The sequence below is a fragment of the Vagococcus bubulae genome (genome assembly GCF_003950315.1).
In the GTDB taxonomy this organism is placed as follows: domain Bacteria; phylum Bacillota; class Bacilli; order Lactobacillales; family Vagococcaceae; genus Vagococcus; species Vagococcus bubulae.
This window is the reverse complement of sequence record NZ_NGJT01000007.1, coordinates 1-18,103: the sequence shown is the minus strand read 5'-3', so window position 1 is coordinate 18,103 and position 18,103 is coordinate 1. Positions and strand designations below refer to the sequence as shown.

At 33.9% G+C, this 18,103-nt stretch carries 21 protein-coding genes; 8 read left to right on the top strand and 13 right to left on the bottom strand.

The features are described from left to right. Positions 1-44: 44 nt before the first annotated feature. The 3 genes from nusG to rpmG all read right to left on the bottom strand — a co-directional run bounded on the left by nusG (position 45) and on the right by rpmG (position 1,047). On the bottom strand, positions 45-587 hold the full coding sequence (nusG, locus tag CBF36_RS05165; RefSeq protein ID WP_125957222.1) for a transcription termination/antitermination protein NusG: 543 nt from the start codon (positions 585-587) through the stop codon (positions 45-47). Positions 588-692: 105 nt separating this feature from the next. After that, the gene (gene secE, locus CBF36_RS05160) at positions 693-869 is read right to left on the bottom strand and encodes a preprotein translocase subunit SecE (RefSeq protein WP_125957220.1); all 177 of its coding nucleotides are present in this window, start codon (positions 867-869) and stop codon (positions 693-695) included. Between the two features lie 25 nt (positions 870-894). Continuing rightward, complete coding sequence (gene rpmG, locus CBF36_RS05155) at positions 895-1,047, bottom strand: 50S ribosomal protein L33 (RefSeq protein ID WP_125957218.1); 153 nt, start codon at positions 1,045-1,047, stop codon at positions 895-897. A gap of 160 nt (positions 1,048-1,207) precedes the next feature. Here rpmG and cbpA point away from each other — a divergent pair, with 160 nt between their 5' ends. Next, positions 1,208-1,852: a cyclic di-AMP binding protein CbpA gene (cbpA, locus tag CBF36_RS05150; protein WP_125957216.1), complete on the top strand. Its 645-nt coding sequence runs from the start codon at positions 1,208-1,210 to the stop codon at positions 1,850-1,852. 47 nt (positions 1,853-1,899) lie between these two features. Here cbpA and CBF36_RS05145 read toward each other — a convergent pair whose 3' ends face one another. Further along, positions 1,900-2,418 (bottom strand): QueT transporter family protein, encoded by a 519-nt coding sequence (locus CBF36_RS05145; protein WP_125957214.1) that lies wholly within the window; start codon positions 2,416-2,418, stop codon positions 1,900-1,902. Positions 2,419-2,571: 153 nt separating this feature from the next. On the opposite strand from CBF36_RS05145, the gene CBF36_RS05140 reads away from it, so the two are divergent. Both CBF36_RS05140 and CBF36_RS05135 read left to right on the top strand, forming a co-directional pair. After that, positions 2,572-3,030 carry a GNAT family N-acetyltransferase gene (locus CBF36_RS05140; RefSeq protein ID WP_165865389.1) on the top strand — a complete coding sequence of 153 codons (459 nt, stop codon included), beginning with the start codon at positions 2,572-2,574 and terminating at the stop codon, positions 3,028-3,030. A gap of 53 nt (positions 3,031-3,083) precedes the next feature. After that, positions 3,084-4,037, top strand: coding sequence for a diacylglycerol/lipid kinase family protein (locus tag CBF36_RS05135; protein ID WP_125957211.1), 954 nt, complete (start codon positions 3,084-3,086; stop codon positions 4,035-4,037). A 126-nt stretch (positions 4,038-4,163) separates the two neighbouring features. On the opposite strand, the gene recD2 is transcribed toward CBF36_RS05135, so the two are convergent. The 4 genes from recD2 to CBF36_RS05115 form a co-directional block, all read right to left on the bottom strand. Further along, positions 4,164-6,680 carry an SF1B family DNA helicase RecD2 gene (recD2, locus tag CBF36_RS05130; protein WP_125957209.1) on the bottom strand — a complete coding sequence of 839 codons (2,517 nt, stop codon included), beginning with the start codon at positions 6,678-6,680 and terminating at the stop codon, positions 4,164-4,166. Between the two features lie 18 nt (positions 6,681-6,698). After that, the gene (locus CBF36_RS05125) at positions 6,699-7,319 is read right to left on the bottom strand and encodes a histidine phosphatase family protein (protein WP_125957207.1); all 621 of its coding nucleotides are present in this window, start codon (positions 7,317-7,319) and stop codon (positions 6,699-6,701) included. Between the two features lie 11 nt (positions 7,320-7,330). Continuing rightward, positions 7,331-7,834, bottom strand: a complete 504-nt coding sequence (gene trmL, locus CBF36_RS05120; RefSeq protein ID WP_125957205.1) for a tRNA (uridine(34)/cytosine(34)/5-carboxymethylaminomethyluridine(34)-2'-O)-methyltransferase TrmL — start codon at positions 7,832-7,834, stop codon at positions 7,331-7,333. A 198-nt stretch (positions 7,835-8,032) separates the two neighbouring features. Continuing rightward, positions 8,033-8,893, bottom strand: a complete 861-nt coding sequence (locus CBF36_RS05115; RefSeq protein ID WP_125957203.1) for a methyltransferase domain-containing protein — start codon at positions 8,891-8,893, stop codon at positions 8,033-8,035. Between the two features lie 115 nt (positions 8,894-9,008). On the opposite strand from CBF36_RS05115, the gene CBF36_RS05110 reads away from it, so the two are divergent. Then, complete coding sequence (locus CBF36_RS05110) at positions 9,009-9,650, top strand: copper homeostasis protein CutC (protein ID WP_125957201.1); 642 nt, start codon at positions 9,009-9,011, stop codon at positions 9,648-9,650. A 38-nt stretch (positions 9,651-9,688) separates the two neighbouring features. On the opposite strand, the gene msrA is transcribed toward CBF36_RS05110, so the two are convergent. Then, positions 9,689-10,213, bottom strand: a complete 525-nt coding sequence (gene msrA, locus CBF36_RS05105; RefSeq protein ID WP_207854466.1) for a peptide-methionine (S)-S-oxide reductase MsrA — start codon at positions 10,211-10,213, stop codon at positions 9,689-9,691. A 198-nt stretch (positions 10,214-10,411) separates the two neighbouring features. Between msrA and CBF36_RS05100 the strand changes: the two genes are divergently transcribed. The 3 genes from CBF36_RS05100 to CBF36_RS05090 are packed head-to-tail and all read left to right on the top strand — an operon-like array spanning position 10,412 to position 14,321. Beyond that, positions 10,412-11,476, top strand: a complete 1,065-nt coding sequence (locus tag CBF36_RS05100) for a DUF871 domain-containing protein (protein ID WP_125957197.1) — start codon at positions 10,412-10,414, stop codon at positions 11,474-11,476. Continuing rightward, the gene (gene murQ / locus CBF36_RS05095) at positions 11,469-12,365 is read left to right on the top strand and encodes an N-acetylmuramic acid 6-phosphate etherase (RefSeq protein WP_125957196.1); all 897 of its coding nucleotides are present in this window, start codon (positions 11,469-11,471) and stop codon (positions 12,363-12,365) included. Before CBF36_RS05100 ends, murQ begins: the two co-directional genes overlap by 8 nt. Before the next feature lie 12 nt (positions 12,366-12,377). Beyond that, positions 12,378-14,321, top strand: coding sequence for a glucose PTS transporter subunit IIA (locus tag CBF36_RS05090; RefSeq protein WP_125957194.1), 1,944 nt, complete (start codon positions 12,378-12,380; stop codon positions 14,319-14,321). A gap of 36 nt (positions 14,322-14,357) precedes the next feature. Here the strand turns inward: CBF36_RS05090 and CBF36_RS05085 are convergent, their stop codons facing one another. From CBF36_RS05085 to CBF36_RS05070, 4 genes are read right to left on the bottom strand one after another with little or no spacing between them, the layout of a single operon-like run. After that, a complete protein-coding gene (locus CBF36_RS05085; RefSeq protein ID WP_125957192.1) occupies positions 14,358-15,608 on the bottom strand; it encodes an ABC transporter permease in 1,251 nt (416 codons plus the stop codon). Beyond that, positions 15,601-16,503, bottom strand: coding sequence for an ABC transporter ATP-binding protein (locus CBF36_RS05080; protein ID WP_125957191.1), 903 nt, complete (start codon positions 16,501-16,503; stop codon positions 15,601-15,603). Before CBF36_RS05080 ends, CBF36_RS05085 begins: the two co-directional genes overlap by 8 nt. A gap of 11 nt (positions 16,504-16,514) precedes the next feature. Continuing rightward, a complete protein-coding gene (locus tag CBF36_RS05075; RefSeq protein WP_165865388.1) occupies positions 16,515-17,186 on the bottom strand; it encodes a DUF2812 domain-containing protein in 672 nt (223 codons plus the stop codon). Then, complete coding sequence (locus CBF36_RS05070) at positions 17,161-17,496, bottom strand: PadR family transcriptional regulator (protein ID WP_125957187.1); 336 nt, start codon at positions 17,494-17,496, stop codon at positions 17,161-17,163. Before CBF36_RS05070 ends, CBF36_RS05075 begins: the two co-directional genes overlap by 26 nt. A gap of 255 nt (positions 17,497-17,751) precedes the next feature. Between CBF36_RS05070 and CBF36_RS12560 the strand changes: the two genes are divergently transcribed. Continuing rightward, a partial coding sequence (locus CBF36_RS12560; RefSeq protein ID WP_133306812.1) for a transposase family protein occupies positions 17,752-18,103 on the top strand: 352 nt, incomplete at its 3' end.

Below are 18,103 nucleotides of genomic sequence, written 5' to 3'. Positions count from 1 at the left end.
ATAGGAAAAAACATGAAAAGAAAAACCGATAAAAATATCGGTTTTTATAGTTTATCTACTTGATCAAAGTCTAATTCTGTACTTGTTTCGCGACCAAACATATCAATATTTACTTTTAATTTTTGTTTTTCTAAATCAATTTCAGTGATTTCCCCAGTTAACCCAGAAAATGCTCCTTCTGTAATAGTAACGGTTTCACCTAGTTCAACATCTAAATCTGTGACACGTTTACTCATGCCTAATTTACCTAAGATATGAGTCACTTCTTCAGGTAATAATGGAGCTGGTTTACTTCCGGCACCGTGTGAGCCAACGAATCCTGTTACTCCTGGTGTGTTACGTACGATATACCATGATTCATCCGTCATAATCATCTCAACTAATACATAGCCTGGAAAAGTCTTTCTAGCTGTTACTTTCTCTTGACCATTTTTAATTTCTCTTTCTTCTTCTTCTGGAACAACCACACGAAAAATAAAGTCTTCCATCCCCATGCTTTGTGCGCGAGATTCAATATTTGTTTTTACTTTGTTTTCATAACCTGAATATGTATGTAATACGTACCACTGTCTTTCAAACGATTCCACAGAATTCAACCATCCTTTTCATGATAAAATAAAAAAACCTCAGAGAGCCGAAGTTTTTCTTTCAACCTAATTGTAACACTCAAATGTGCATTTTTCTAGTCATATCTACAGACCTTTTAGTCCAAGATATGAAAGTTTCGCTAATAAGAAGTCAACTGCTGCAAAAAATAGTGCAAATAAGATAGTGGATTGAATCACTGTAATCACATCTTTAACTAATTTTTTACGAGTAGGCCAAGTAACAAGTTTCATCTCTTCAATAACGCTTTTGAAAAATTTCATCCTTTTTCTCCTCCTTAAATTCTGACTATTTTGTCTCTTTATGAAGTGTGTGCTTTTTACAATACTTACAGAATTTTTTCACTTCTAAACGCTCAGTACGTTGTGAATCACTAACAGCTTTTGAGTAGTTACGAGAACCACAAACTGTACAAGCAAGTGCTGATTTTTTTTGTGCCAAGGGTAGAATCCTCCCACTGTATTAATAACTTTTAAATTATAACGTTTAACATAAGATTTGTCAAACACGTTCATTTACTGAACAAGTTATTGTTCTTTTATTTCGTTGTTTGTTTATGGTATTATTAGGTTGTAATGAAAAATGAAGGGAGCTACTTATTATGTTAATTGAATCAGTCTGTATTCCTAAAAGATTACTCACGACTGTTAGTGAGACATGTACGCTAGAAGATGCGTTAAACATCTTAGAAGAGTCTGGTTTTCGTTGCGTCCCTGTGCTTGACGAAACAGGAAAATTTTTTAGAGGAAATATTTATAAAATGCATATATATCGTCATAAATCAAACGGTGGTGACATGAATTTACCGGTTACTCATTTGATTAAAAATGCGACTAAATTTATCCATTTAAATTCATCATTCTTTAAAATCTTTTTTACTATTAAAGAATTACCATATATTGCTGTCCTAGATGCCAATGACCAATTTTATGGTATTTTAACACATAGTAGTTTATTAGGTATCTTATCTCAATCATGGAACGTTAAAGAAGGACGCTTCGCATTAACGATTGCTTCAACTGGCCGTAAAGGTGATTTAGCAAACATGACGAAAATTATTTCTAAATACTCTGATATTGCAAGTTGTATTACACTTGATGTTGGTCGTGATGAGTACATCCGTCGAACTATTATCACGCTACCAGCTGATACGGATAAAGAAACATGTGATTTAATCATCAAAGCATTAAATAAAAAAGATTTCTTCGTCGCACAAGTTGAAGATTTACAACAACCTTTAAATTAAAAAAATGCAGCCAATTAAATTTGGTTGCATTTTTATTTACGTTTTTATTAAAATTTTTCAAAGTGAACCATACGATTAATCCCAAACATGATAGGGGCTGATATACTCATAATGATTAATTCACTTAAAAACAATGAGCCATATATTCCCCAGAAAAAATTGGAGCCAATCGGTTGTTTTGATAAAATACTAATCATAATAGCGATTAATACCATACTCACTGAAAATGCGATGATATTAACGACCATTCGTTTTTTCTCACTTTTAATCCATCTAGCTGATATAGCTGTGATACTTAAAGCCAACAATGTTTGACCTCCGCCGAATAAGACATCCATCATGCCTCCCTCAGAAAAGAACAAATTAAATGTCAAGACTCCTAAAAGAACACCCCATAATAATTTTTTATTAAACACAACTAAATGATTCAAACTCTCAGATACTCTAAACTGAATCGGTCCTTGCGCAATAGGGGCTACAACAAGTGTTAACACAACATAAAGTGCTGCTATTAACCCATTAACAACTAATACCGTTGTCTTTGATTGTGATACTGATTTTTCCATTTTTCTTTTTCTCCCTTCCTAGTTTTGATATCGCAGGATGGTATGAACGAACTGCGGTTATTCAACATAACGATATTATCCTACCTTTTGTTTACCAAAATGTCAAAGTTTTTTGGTATGATAAGAGCATGACTAACAAAAAGGAAGAAAATGATGTCACTTATTATTCAAAAAATCAAAACGATTACAACACAGCATTTCTCTTTATTAAAACAAGCAGATCCAGATGAGGATATGATTAATTCATATATTTATCGTGCTTTTTTGTTCGAATGCCTTTATAATAATAAAATTGTAGGCGTTCTAGCATTAAATCAGACTAAAGAGAACACATTAGAAATTTTAAATATTTCTGTCCTTGAAGAGTATCAACATCAAGGCATCGGGTCTTCTCTATTAGTTTTTACTGAAAATTTTGCAAAAGAAAACCATTACTCTACACTTGAAGTTTGTACAGGTTCTACAAGTATCTGGCAACTTTATTTTTATCAAAAACACGGCTTTCGTATTACAGACATTCAGACTGACTACTTTCTCAAAAACTATTCGACACCTATTTTCGAGCATGGTATTCAACTGAAAGACCAATTATGTCTTAAGAAAGAGATTTAATCATTCTTTTCGTGTTTATTAGTAGAACCGGTCAGAATTTAAGGAGTTGCTCTATGGAAAAATTAGTATTGCATTTGTTAGTAAATCAACACGCTGGTTCAGGAAAAGGAGCTAGACAATATAAAGAAGTTCAAAAGCAATTAATTGCAAAAGAAATTCCCTTTCAAACTTACCTAACTGAGTATGCAGGTCATGAAAGAGAAATTGTACAAGAATTATTAAAAGGTGTTCTCACACCTTATAAAGACAATAAACCATTTGAACATTTACTCGTGGTTTTAGGTGGAGATGGCACTCTGCATGAAGTAGTCAATGCTTTAAAACACGAACCGACTATTCCCATTGGCTACTTACCAAGTGGTTCTGGCAATGATTTTGCTCGTGGTGTTGGGGTTTCAAGAAAAATAGATGTGGCTTTAACACAATTATTAGCTGTTCAAAAACCAAAACCAATTAGTTTAATGGAAGCAACGGACGTTGACTCTAATGATACTCGGCTTATTTTAAACAATGTCGGTGTCGGAATTGATGCCAAAATAGTCGCAACAGCCAATCATTCAAAAGCTAAATCACTCTTAAATCAAATGAAACTAGGCTCATTATCATATGTTAGTGCTGCTTTATCATCTATTTTTAAACAGCCTTCTTTTCCATTAATTGTTGAAACAAGTACTGAAAAGAAAGAATTTAAAAAAGCTTTTTTATGCACGACAACAAATCATCCCTATTTTGGTGGTGGCGTTGCAATTGACCCAACAGCTTCAGCTTATACAGAGGATATTCACTTAATTATTGTCGAAAAGATTTTTCCTTTATCTTTAGCATGGTTAATTATCAAATTATTTTTTAAACAACATCTAACGTCACCACATCTACACCGCTTTGTTGATTCAGAGTTAACACTCACTTGTCCTGTTGCACAAGTCGGTCAAGCAGATGGTGAAGAATTAGGAGAAAGAAACTTTAAGTTACGTTTTAAAACCACTCAGCGTTTATTTTGGATGTAAAAATGAGGCTGACCCAGAAGTCTTAAAATAGAAAAAATCCCGTGAAATCAGTTTATTAAAATATTGATTTCATGGGATTTCTGTTTTATTAGTTTGGTGATTTTTACTTAATAAATTACTTTTGGGTCAGCCTCTATTTTTTATTTCAAAATCTTGAGGTATTTGATTATCCATTCCAATCATTGGATCAATAGATAAATAATTATCCATGGTTAGTCTATATGTTTTAGGAGTCTCTTCATCTACTTTTTCAAATAAAGACACTTCTTTAACTTTTGATTTTTCTGGTAACTGTTCAAGTTTTTCTTCTACTTTATGGTGTAGAGTTTCTTTGACTTCTTGCTCTTTTTCACCTAGATAATTTTCTTCCTCTTTAGCTCGTTTAACTAGTAACTCATCACTTTCAACAAGCCGTTCTGCTAAGGTTGTTTGTCGCTCGAGTGTTTGACTTTCAATCGCTTTAACAAAAGCATCTGGTTCACCAAGTAAAATCAAAAAATCCCGGCTTCTTGTCACAGCTGTGTAAAGAAGTTTTCTTTGAAGCATTCGACCATATTGATTCACTAACGGTAAAATCACCATTTGAAACTCGCTACCTTGTGATTTATGAATTGAACACGCATAAGCTAATGTAATTTTTTGCCATTCATTCCGTTTATAAACCACTTCTGTTTCATCAAATAAAATCGTCATCTCATCTACTTTATCGTCTGTATCTTTTCCATAAGTAATCCCGACAATTTCTCCCATATCACCATTAAAAACATTCACCTCTGGACTATTCACAAGGTGAAGTACCTTATCGCCAATACGATATAACTTATCCAACCATTTTACTTCTTTTCTTTCGCCTGTATCGTTGCTATTTAAAATCTGTTGCATCATGATATTTAATTGATCAATCCCTGCTTTTCCACGATACATTGGCGCTAATACTTGCACTTCTTGATTAGAAAAGCCTTTATCTTTCGCTCGTGATACCACTTGTTCAACAACTGACTCGATTTGATTAACATGACATTGAATAAACGACCGATCTTTTTTGTTTTCTGTTAAATCATTTGGTACCTCACCATTTTTTATATGATGTGCTAATGAAATGATAGAGGAGCCATCATCTTGTCGATAAATATCCACTAATTCTTTTTTGGGTATTTCTTCTACTCGTAACAAATCTGTTAGTACCTGACCTGGTCCAACTGAAGGCAGCTGATCTTTATCCCCTACAAAAATGACTTGCATGTTATTTGGTATAGACTTTAATAATGTATTAACTAACCATGTATCCACCATTGACAACTCATCGACTATCAACAGTCCACCTTCAAGTTCTCTAGCCTCTTCTACGCCTTCTTTTTCTCGACCTGTCAGACCTAATAAGCGGTGAATGGTACTGGCTGGAAGCCTCGTCATGTCATTCATCCGTTTAGCTGCTCGACCAGTTGGTGCGGCCAAAAGAATTGGGAATATCTTTTGCGTGTAATCTTCTAAATTTAGAGAAAGACCATTTAATTCAGCATATAAAGAAACAAGTCCATTGATTACGGTTGTTTTACCTGTACCAGGTCCTCCTGTTAAAATAAAGAAATGTGACATAATGGCTTCTTTCAACGCTTCTTTTTGACTATTACCATACTTGATGCCATTTTGCTTTTCAATCATTTTAATCGTGGCATCAATTTCTTTTTCTTTATAAGGTAACTTTTTCTTTTTTTCAAGTAATCGTTTGATAGATGCAGCCGTACCAACCTCAGAAAAATACAACGATTTTTCAAACAAACGAGTCCCTTCTTGAATAATCACACCCTCTTCAGCTAAATGAATTACCTCATCCGCGACTAATTGTGGATTAATTTCAACAGGTCGACTATTTTCTAACACCTGAATTGAAGCTGATAATAATTGCTTCGCTTCCATGTAAGTATCACCAGCATTTAAGCAACCTTGATATAACTCATGAACTAATGCTGCTCGAATACGTTCTGAAGAAGTAGCAGAAATTCCAATTCGTTCTGCTAACATATCGGCTTTTTTAAACCCTACTCCCTCAATATCTTCTACCAATTGATAAGGGTTTTCTTCGATAATTTTTAACGTATCGCCTTTATAATATTGATAAATAGTAAAAGCTAGCTGGTTTCCAAAACCATAACGATTTAGACCGACAACAATTTGTTCCATTCCGTAATTTTCTTTTAAAGAAGACACCAGTGTTTCTTTCTTTTTTTGATTAAGTCCTGCAACTTGATCAAGTAAATCTGGATTATCTAAAATGTCATCAATAGCCGTTTCACCAAGCAACTCAACAATTGTCTGAGCCGTTTTTTTCCCTATCCCAGGAAACTTACTACTTGATAAATAGTTTATCAATCCTTCTGTTGAGGTTGGTTTATCCTGCTCGTAACGCTCTACTTTTAATTGCTCTCCATATCTTGGATGATTAACGATTTCTCCATAAAAACAATACGGCTCTCCCTCTTGAATCTGACCAAATGTTCCAGTGACAACAATCTCATCACCATCATAAGTTGTATTAGTCTCTTTTACTTTTACCAACATGACCTTATAAAAATTTGTGGCATTTTCAAAAAAAATCGCTTCAACCGTTCCTTTTAAAAAAGGAGTCTCTGGCATTTCTTCCATTGTCGTCACCTCCATCTATCATGATAAGAAATCTGTATTGTTCCAATCGTCTAAAGTAAATTCTCCGTCATTAAAAGATAAGACTGTCACACTATTATTATCTAACATTCCCTCAACTTCACGAATACGTTCAATTGGTACACCTAAAAGTGTTCGCATACAAGCAATTAACATGGCACCATGCCCAACAAACAACAATGGACCAGTTTCATTTTCTTCTATTGCTTCTTTTACAACAGTAGTGCTTCTTTTAATCATTGAATCATAATTTTCTCCATTAAAAGCGGATGGATCATACTTATCTGGGTGATTTCTCAAATAAAACATCTCATTAGGAAACGTTTCCTTTGCTGTTAAAAACTTTGCTCCTTCTAAATCTCCAAAACTAAGCTCTACAAAGCCTGGTCTTTCATACATAGGGATATCATAGTCAAATTGTGACACAATGCCCTCAGCCGTTTCTTTTGCTCGTTTAATAGGACTTGTATACACTGCTTTAAACGGAATCTCTTTTAACGCTTGACCACATTTTTTCATGTCTTCATAACTTTGTGGCAATAAAGGAGAGTCTTTCACTCCTTGTAATCGATCATCTAAATTCCATTCTGTTTTTCCGTGACGGACAAAATATAATTTCATTCAATTAACTCCTAGCTTAATTTATCATTGTCATAGATATGGACTGCTTCTAAATCAGGAAACGCCTGTTGTCTTAATGCTTCATAAACAACTAACGCAACAGTATTCGATAAATTCAATGATCGAACATGTTCATCGTTCATTGGAATACGGATGCATTTTTCTTCATTTTCTCTCATAAATGTTTCTGGTAATCCTGTTGTTTCTTTTCCAAAAATAAAATAATGGTCACGCCCATCATTAAACGCCACATCACTATAAGTATGTCTAGCAAATTTTGTGACCAAATGTAATGGCGAATTGCCTAATGTTTCTAAAAAAGCCTCTAAGTTTTTGTGATATGTAATATTCACATCATTCCAATAATCAAGCCCTGCTCGTTTTAAATGTTTATCATCAGTCGAAAAGCCCAATGGCTCAATTAAATGTAGTGGTGAATTTGTAGCAGCACAAGTTCGTGCAATATTTCCGGTATTTGCCGGTATTTGTGGTTCGAATAATACGATATGATTCATTGTTTTGGGTCTCTTCTTTCCTATTTTTTTGCATAAAAAAAACGTATCGTCTCGGTGTTAGTTCACTGCGAGTCGCTACGTTGGCGGTTTGCCATCTCACCAACTTTTATCAGAACAGGAATCTGATAAAAACCGCTGAAAATGACTTGATGTTATTGTAGCACTAACAACTATAAAAAACAACCTTAGTTTTGCAAATCATTGTTTTTTACCAACCAATATTTTCACATCTATTGTTAATTTCTGAAAATAATTATCACGAGCATGCTCTTTTGCCTGAATACTGGCTCCCCAATGCATTGGGGACATCATTAAAACATCTTGAAAATCTTCTTTTTCCACAACAAACTGATAGGTGATTCTTTTTTCTTCTATTAGTTGCATATCTTTTAGAAATTTTTGATACACTTTTTCATTACTATATTGTTGTTTAGCTTGCTCATCATAATAAAATAGCTCACGTAATTCTTTTAAATACTGTTCTTCTGGGATTACTTTAATCACCAGTCCCTCTTTTTTTAACACACGACTCATCTCTTCATAGTGACTAGGTGAAAAAATATTTAATAAAGTATCTACACTCTCGTCTTTAAATGGCATATTCGTGACATCTCCAATAAACCAAAAAGCCTCTTTTGAAAAATCACTTGCTAATACCACACCATCCCTGGATAAATCAAACCCCATCTTAGTACCAGAAATATCATTGTTTATGATTAGTCTCTCTAAGACACTTCCTTCTCCAGCCCCCATATCTACTAATAAATCAATTTCCCCTTGATTTGAAATAATACGGGCTATTTCCTTTTCAATCGGCTGATATAACCCCTTTTGAATCATATTGCGTCGATGTTCAAGCATTTGATGATCATAATCACTTTCCATGTGATGAAGCGGAAAATGAATCGTCCCTTTTTTCGACAAATCAAAATGATGGTTATTCTGGCAAACCAATCCACTATCTAATAAATTAAATGCACTATGACATTTGGGACACTCCAATGCATCCACTGTCATTTTTAAGTGGTCTATCGCGTACTCTTTTTTCTTTTTTAGCATATCTAAACTCCTAAATAAATGTTACAACTATCATACCATAATTTTCATCGACAAATGATGGTTTATGCTATACTAAGATTACAAGAATGAATGAAACTCGGAGGATTTGTTTGTGATGATTAAAGAATTTTGTGCTGAAAATTTTACGAATATTCCAAATGCGATTGCTTCAGGTGCAACAAGGATTGAACTTTGTGATAATTTAGCTGTCGGTGGAACAACAGTCAGTAAAGGTGTCTTAGCAGAAACCATGGCCTACTGTAGTGAAAAAGGCGTTCCTGTGATGGCGATTATCAGACCTCGTGGTGGAAATTTTGTCTATACTGACATTGAATTAAAAATTATGGAAGCAGATATTTTAGAAGCAAGACAACTTGGTGTTGACGGGGTAGTATTTGGTTGTTTAAACGAACAAAATAAAATTGATGAAGAAGCCATGTCCGTTTTATTAGAAGCTTCTGAAGGCATGCAAGTAACCTTTCATATGGCGTTTGATGTGATGAGTCGTGATGATCAATTTGAAGCCATCGATTGGCTAAGTAATCATGGTGTCACTCGTATTTTAACTCACGGTGGATCACCTATTGTTCCAATCGAGCAACATTTAGAATACATTAATGATTTAATTTCCTATGCTAACAATCGAATTACTATTTTACCAGGTGGTGGTATCACCTATAAAAATGTTGATACGGTGACCTCTTTTCTAAAAGTAAAAGAAGTACACGGAACTCAAATTGTTGATTTCCATTTTTAAAAAGTGCCTTGCGTAAAAACGCAACGCACTTTTTTCTTTTACCAATTTGTATCAATAAACCGATCTCGTCCTGAGGCTTCACGATATTTTTGATAATGATCCTTATTTTTACGATGAAAATCTTGATGATACTCCTCTGCAGGATAAAAAATTTGAGCTTTTTCTATTTGTGTCACAATGGGTTGATCAAATTTTCCGCTTTTCTCTAATCTTTCCCTCGATTCTTTTGCTATTTCATATTGTTCATCATTCTCATAAAAAATAACTGGACGATAAGAATCACCTCTATCAACAAATTGCCCCATAGCATCCGTTGGGTCTGTTTGATGCCAATAAATCTCAACCAAGTCTTTATAACTAATTATTTCAGAATCAAATGTAATTTCAACAGCTTCTGTGTGACCTGTTGTTCCACTGCATACTTCTTCATACGTTGGATTAACCGTATGACCACCTGTATAACCAGAAACCACTTTAATAATTCCTGGTAACTCATCAAATGGCTTTACCATACACCAAAAGCACCCACCAGCAAATATGGCTTTTTCTTCCATTAAAATCATCTCCTTTACTATTTCTCACTATTTTAAACAATCTTCTTTTATTCGTCACTTGATATGGTTTATTCACAAAATATATCTCATTGTTAAGAAATAATATTTTATTATTCATAATATTTTTATTGAAAAAATATTCCATTAAGATATAATAGAGTTATCTTATATGAAAACGAATACAGCAAAGAAAGGAGTTTAATCGTCATGTTTGGTTTTTCTATTTTTATGAATCAACCTTTATCAAATGAAAAAAAAAGCTACATAGAAAAAATGAAAACAATTGGATTTACAGGTATTTTCACTTCGCTACATATTCCGGAAGATGATGCCACTACCTACTATTCCAGACTAATTGAACTTGGAAAGGAAGCTAAAAAAAACAACCTTAATTTAATGGTTGACATATCAGGTGACGCTTTGTCTAAAGCAGGATTTTCTATTGATCGTCTTGATGAATTAAAACATATTGGTGTGACAGGTCTTCGAATGGATTACCATATTTCAAATGACATAATTGCCAAGTGCTCTCACCATATGACAGTTGGATTAAATGCTAGTACTATCACACAACAAGACATTGATGAATTACGTCATTTCAACGCAAATTTTTCTCAACTAGAAGCGTGGCATAACTACTACCCTCGCCCAGAAACAGGGTTAGATAAAACGTGGTATGTAGAAAAAAATCAATGGCTAAAAGAAGGTGGATTTACTATTCAAGGTTTCGTTCCAGGTGATGATGATTTACGAGGCCCACTTTATGCAGGCTTACCTACACTAGAAGAACATCGTTATCTTCATCCGTTGGCAAACGCGCTGAGTCTTTTAGGAAGCTATACAGACTTAGTATATATCGGAGATGGTGGCTTAAGCGAGGTTACACAATCTCAGTTTAAAGAGTTTTTACAAAATGATACACTCACTCTCCATGTTGATACCATTGATGAAAAATTTAGCTCTCTCTTTCTTGGTCAACATCACAATCGCCAAGACGAAGCACGTGATGTGATAAGAAGTGCCAATGCACGATTTAAACAAATACCTGATATTCCCCCCAAAAAAATCCTACCACGCTCAAAAGGGAGTGTGACGTTAGATAATCACGAATATTTACGCTATATGGGAGAATTACAAATCACAAAAACTAACTTACCTAAAGATGGAAAAGTAAATGTTGTTGCCCATGTAATTGAAAAGGATATTCCCTTAATAGATCACATCAAAGCAGGCATGAGTTATGAATTAAGAAAGGATGATGATAATGAGTAAAGTTGATTTAACTAATTTAACTACTGAACAACGTAATCAAAATACATTAGGTTTAGATACGATGAGTGTCAAAGAAGCCCTTTTATTAATGAATAAAGAAGATGAAAAAGTAGCCGAAGCAGTTAAAAAGGAATTAACTAGCATTGAACCAGTGATTATTCAGACGATTGAAGCCTTTAACGAAGGAGGACGTCTTATTTATATGGGAGCTGGCACAAGTGGCAGGCTCGGTGTTTTAGACGCAGCTGAATGTGTCCCAACTTTTGGCGTTAGTCCTGATATGGTGGTTGGTTTAATTGCCGGTGGAGAAAAAGCGATGACTATTGCAGTCGAAGGGGCTGAAGATTCCATGGAACTTGGTAGAAAAGATTTAGTTGATTTAAATCTTTCAAAACACGATATGGTCATTGGGATTGCCGCAAGTGGTAGAACTCCTTACGTGATTGGTGGTCTCAACTACGCTAGAGAAATAGGGGCAAAAACAGCAAGCTTATCTTGTAATAAAAATGCATTGATTAGCCAAAGTGCTGACTTTCCAATTGAAGTTAGCGTTGGTCCAGAATTTTTAACAGGATCCACTCGATTAAAATCAGGAACGGCTCAAAAACTCGTTTTAAATATGATTTCAACTATTAGCATGATTGGAATTGGAAAAGTTTTTAATAATTTAATGGTCGATGTAAAAGCAACTAACGAAAAACTCGTAGAGCGTGCAAAACGCATTATTATGCAAGCAACAGAAGTGGATTATGAGACAGCTGAAACGTATTTTTATGAAGCAGATGAAGATGTCAAATTAGCTATTGTCATGATTTTGACAAACAGTAGCAAAGATGACGCAATGGACAAGTTAACTCAGGCTAAAGGTTTTATAAAAAAAACATTATAAAGGAGAATCACTATGGCAAAGAATGAATTAAGTTTAAACGAATTATCACAACAAATTTACGATCATGTTGGTGGCATGAAAAACGTTGTCTCTATTGTTCATTGTATGACACGCGTTAGAATGACTCTTAAAAATCGTGATTTAGTTGATTTAGATGGCTTAAAAGCTATTCCTGGTGTACTAGGAGTAGTCGATGATGAACAATTACAAATTATCATTGGACCAGGAAAAGTCAATAAAGTAGCTAAAGAGATGGTTGATATGGCTGGCGTTGATTTAGGTGAAACATTCCCTGAAGCCCATTCAGGAAAAGAAATGGTTAATGAGAAAGCAAGAGAAATGAAAGAAGCTCAAAAAGCCAAGCAAAAACAATCTACCTTAAAAGTCATTCTTAAGGACATTTCTAACATTTTCGTTCCGATGATTCCAGCTTTTGTTGGTACTGGTATTGTTGCAGGGATTGCTGCGATTTTAACCAACTTAGTAACAGCTGGTAGTATTAATGGGGCAACTTGGCAACAATATATCGACGTGATGAATATTCTAAAAAATGGGATGTTTGGTTATTTAGTTATTTATACAGGGATTAACGCTGCTCAAGTATTTAAAGCAACACCTACTCTAGGTGGGGTTATTGGGGCTGTTGTCATGTTAACAGGTATGAACCCTGAAGCACCACTTAAAAATCTCTTTACAGGGCAAGCTCTTTCTCCTGGCCAAGGTGGGATTTTAGGTGTTATCTTTGCTGTTTGGTTACTTTCTCTTGTTGAAAAAAGATTACATAAAGTCATTCCTGATTCGATAGATATTATTGTGACTCCAACTCTATCTTTGATTATTATTGGACTAATTGAAATATTCTTTATTATGCCTCTAGCTGGATTTATCTCTGATGGTATGGTTGGTGGGATTAATTGGGTACTAAACGTTGGTGGAGCATTCTCTGGTTTTATTTTAGGAACATTCTTCTTACCAATGGTGATGTTTGGTTTACATCAAATACTAACACCTATCCATGTCCAAATGATTAATGAAACAGGACAAACCATGCTACTACCAATTCTAGCAATGGCAGGTGCTGGTCAAGTCGGAGCTGCGATTGCACTATGGGTTCGATGCAAAAAAGACAAAGAATTAACCGAAATGATTAAAGGAGCTTTACCTGTTGGGATTTTAGGTATTGGTGAACCTTTAATTTACGGCGTAACCTTACCTTTAGGCCGTCCATTTATTACTGCTTGTATCGGTGGGGGTATTGGTGGTGCTGTTGTTGGATTAGTTGGAAATATTGGCGCGATTGCTATTGGCCCTTCTGGTGTAGCCTTAATTCCATTAATTGCGAATGGTAGATGGTGGGGATATGTTTTAGGTTTACTTGCTGCTTATGCTGGTGGATTTTTAGCGACTTACTTCTTTGGTATTCCAAAAGAACAATTAGAAAAAAACACCTTAGCAGAAACAACAGAGGATATTATTGTCAAACCTACAAGCCAAGTAAAAGAAGTGAGTTTAACTTCTATTGCAAATGGTGTAGCTCATACATTAGAAGAAGTAAGTGATCCTGTATTCCAAGAAAAAATGATGGGTGATGGTTACTTTATTGATCCAAGTGATGGTCATATCTATTCTCCAGTTGATGGAACAATTACCACTGTTTTCCCAACAAAACATGCCATTGGTATCACAACAACTAATGGACTAGATGTTCTAATCCACATGGGAATTGATACTGTCAATCTTGATGGAAAACCTTTTGATGTTAAAGTAACACAAGGACAGAAAGTAAAACAAGGTGACTTATTAGCCATGGTTGATTTAGAACAAATTAAAGAAGCGAAAAAAGAAACTTCTATGATTGTCATTTTAACCAACATGGATGATATTGACACATTCGTTTTAACAAAAACAGGTACTGTAACACATACAGACCATCTTTTAAATGTAAAAATGACATAACGAAAAACGCTTGGAAAAATTTTCCAAGCGTTTCTTTTATCTTGTTTTTGTCACTTTTACCGCATCTTTAAATACTTGCATCATACTCTTATCACTATAAATTAAAACAGTTGATTTGTATACTTTAGCTGAAAGTCTAAGTAATAAAATAATGCCAACTAATAGTATGCCTAAAGAAATAAGAATTTCTGTATTGGTGACACTATCATTTGCGATTCTAACAGGCATAGCAAATGATGAGAAAAACGGTATGAATGAAAAGATTTTAATTAGCATATTTTGTGGATCAGACATTCCTAACATCATTGTTGGTAACGAGGCAATCATAATTAAATAAGTCACAGGTGTTACAGCTTTTGCAGCATCTTCTGATTTGCTTACTAATGAGCCTGTAAAAGCTGATAAAATCGTATAGATTAACACACCTAATAGTAAATATAAGAGATTGTAACCTAAAATTCCTTTGATTAATTCATCAATTGACACTGTTTCCAAAAATCCTTTTACCATATCCATATCTTTTGCTAAAATGTAAGCAATCACGCCAGAAAATAGATAAATTAACACTTGAGTTAAAATCACAAGAAAAATACCCATAATTTTCCCGTAAAAATGTTTTGCTGCCGTTGTACTGGACAAAATAATTTCCATAATGCGTGTCCCTTTTTCAGAGGCTACTTCTTGCGCTGTAATAGAAGCATATAGTAAGACAATCATATACATCGCTAAAACAATAAAGAATCCCACTAGTGTTAATGCCATCCGATTATCTTTATTTTCCTTAATCTGGCCATCTGACACTTTGACTTGTTTTTCTGATAAAGTCGCTTGAGATAATAGTGTTGTCACCTGCTCTTGCGTTAACCCTAATGAACCTGAATTAATGCCTAGTTGCATTTGATTTAGAAAGCCAAGTAACATTTGTTGATTCGTTGTTCCAAGTGTTTCTACTCCTGTATATTGTCCTTTTAATTGATTTTCAGAAACCGAAATAGAAAGATACCCGTCAATTTCTTCGTTTTCAAGTGCTTTTTTTGCCTCAGATTCTGTCGTAATCTTCTTATTTATATCGAAATCATCTTTAGCCATTTCTCTATAGGTTTCACTAATAGCCTTATCATCCGAAACAATCGCTATTTCATTTACATCTGAAAATTTATCTCCAAAATAACCCATTCCTAAAGAAAAACCAATTAATAAAAACGGTGCTAAAACCATCATAATAAAGCTTGCTGATTTAACATGCTTCTTATACGTTTCAAGTGCAACAACCCAAAATTTATTCATCCTCTTCACCAACCTTTAATTTAAATATTTCCTCTAACGTCGGTGGCTGCTGATTAAATATTGGAATATAATCAGTCACCTTGATTGCTTCTTCAAATACTTCTCTACCTACATCTGAAGACTCCAACCTTAGATGATAATAATTTTCTCTTGGATTTTCTACTCTTAATACCCCAGGAATAGATTCTAATTCTTCTTTAGATAGAGGTGTTTCTATCTCTAAGTGAGTTCTACCAAAAGATTCTCTAATGGCCTGAACAGATCCATCAAGCACCATTTCACCATCTCGTAACATGACTAAATGATCACAAATTTTTTCAACATTTTCCATATTGTGACTAGAAAAAATAACGCAAGAACCGTTTTCTTTTAATTCGATGATACCTTCTTTTAAAAGCTCAGCATTTACTGGATCTAATCCACTAAATGGTTCATCTAAAATAATCAATTTAGGTTCATGGATAAGTGTTGCAATCAACTGAACCTTTTGTTGATTTCCTTTAGATAACGATTTTACTTTATCTGTTTTTTTCCCTTTTACTTGAAACTTTTCCATCCATTTATCAATTAGTGGAACAATTTCTTTTTTCTTTTTTCCACGTAGTCGACCAAAATAAATCAACTGGTCTTCAATGGTTACTTTAGGATAAAGTCCTCTTTCTTCTGGTAAATAACCAATAACATCATAATCTTTCTCTTTTAATGGTTTTCCATTCCATAAAATCGTTCCATCATCTGCATCTAAAAAGTTTAAAATCAAACGAAATGTTGTTGATTTCCCCGCACCATTTTGTCCGATTAATCCTAAAATCTTACCATCAGGTATACGAAAAGACACATCATCTACTGCTGCCATATCCCCAAAATATTTTGTTAATCCTTCTACTTCTAACATTCTTTCCCCTCCTATTGATTAAAAAATAACATACTACTAATAAATCCGAAAAGAGCCCCAATAATCATCGCAATAACCATATCTCTTCCAAATTTTTGGCTTTTATCTATTGCCTTGGGATTGTTATACAATTCTGGCCGTTTACGATACATCATTTTGAAATATAATAGCAAAACAGCTAACATCACTGGAAAAATAATCCCCAAAAATAGAACACCACTAATTATTGCTCTTAACCACAAGCTCATATCAAAATGATTGAAATAAAACAATATTAGATATATAAACAAACTTGGAAAAAAGGCCCATAAAGACTGTAACAACATCCAGACTGTTTCATTTTTCAAACGTTCTTTATAAGTTTGTCTGTCAGTATAATTAAAAACATGGTTACCAGTTGATTTAAATACAAAATAACGATTTCGATAATTTTCGACTAGCGACCAACCTGAATCTTGATAAAACTCAACATACTCATTAATATCTTCTTTTTTCCCACTATAAAAATCAATTACCCAAGTTGATTCTTCTTCTGCTGCTTTTTTAAATACATAAAATCCTAAAGGACTAATTTTTTTTAGTTGCCATCCCCTACTAGCTTCTTTCGAAAAGTAAATGCTTTCTTTTTCAGCGTAAAAAGCTAAACCTTTAGATAGTTTAATTTTCGTGTTTTTCCATATCATACACATCCACCCTATCTCCCATTAATAGAGAACGTCCCGCTTCATAAAACATACGTCGTCTGTCAACTTCTTTTATCAATTCTTCTTGCCCTTGAGAAGTTATCACATATATTTTTTTTCTATCTTTATCCTCTTTGAGACGAATATCTCCTTTTTTTTCTAATTTTTTTAAAATAGTGTACATGCTTGCTGGTCCAATTGTTACACTATCATGCGTCATCTCACTAATACCTTTCATTATTGCATAGCCATGTCTTGGCTCTAATAAACTTAACAAGATTAAATATGTCGAGTCTGTCATAGGTTCCATTTTTTCACTCTCCTTTAATCCATATCTAACTATATCATTCTATAATATATCGTTAACTGATATATTATAGAATGATATAGTTTTTGTCAATAAAAAAAGATGATTTCAAGCAAAAACGGCTCTATAATTTAAAGGACTGATGAATCAAAATCTGATTCATCAGCCTTTTTTAGTTTATTTTATTTAAAAACATGCCGTCTATCTAGTAAAATTTAAGTACCAAACAAAAATATCAGATAGAAAGGACGACATGTCATGAATAATCATATCAAAAAAATGCTAAGAATAACAGATGACAATTTAAATTTAATTAGTACAGAGGAAGCTAACATCAATGGAATGAACACTCTCATTATTAAAGGGACTTATTCCCCTATGCCTTCGGCTTGTAAGAATTGCCACTCCTCTATTGTTGATAGAGAAGGAAACTCTATCATTGTGAAAAACGGGAAAAAAGAAGTGACTATTCGCTTATTGCCATATCAAAACCTACCTACTATTTTAAAGCTCAAGAAACAACGTTTTTATTGTAGAAAATGCTGCCATCATTGGACAGCACAATGTTCAATTGTTGAAAAAAATTGCCATATTAGTAAGTTCACTACCT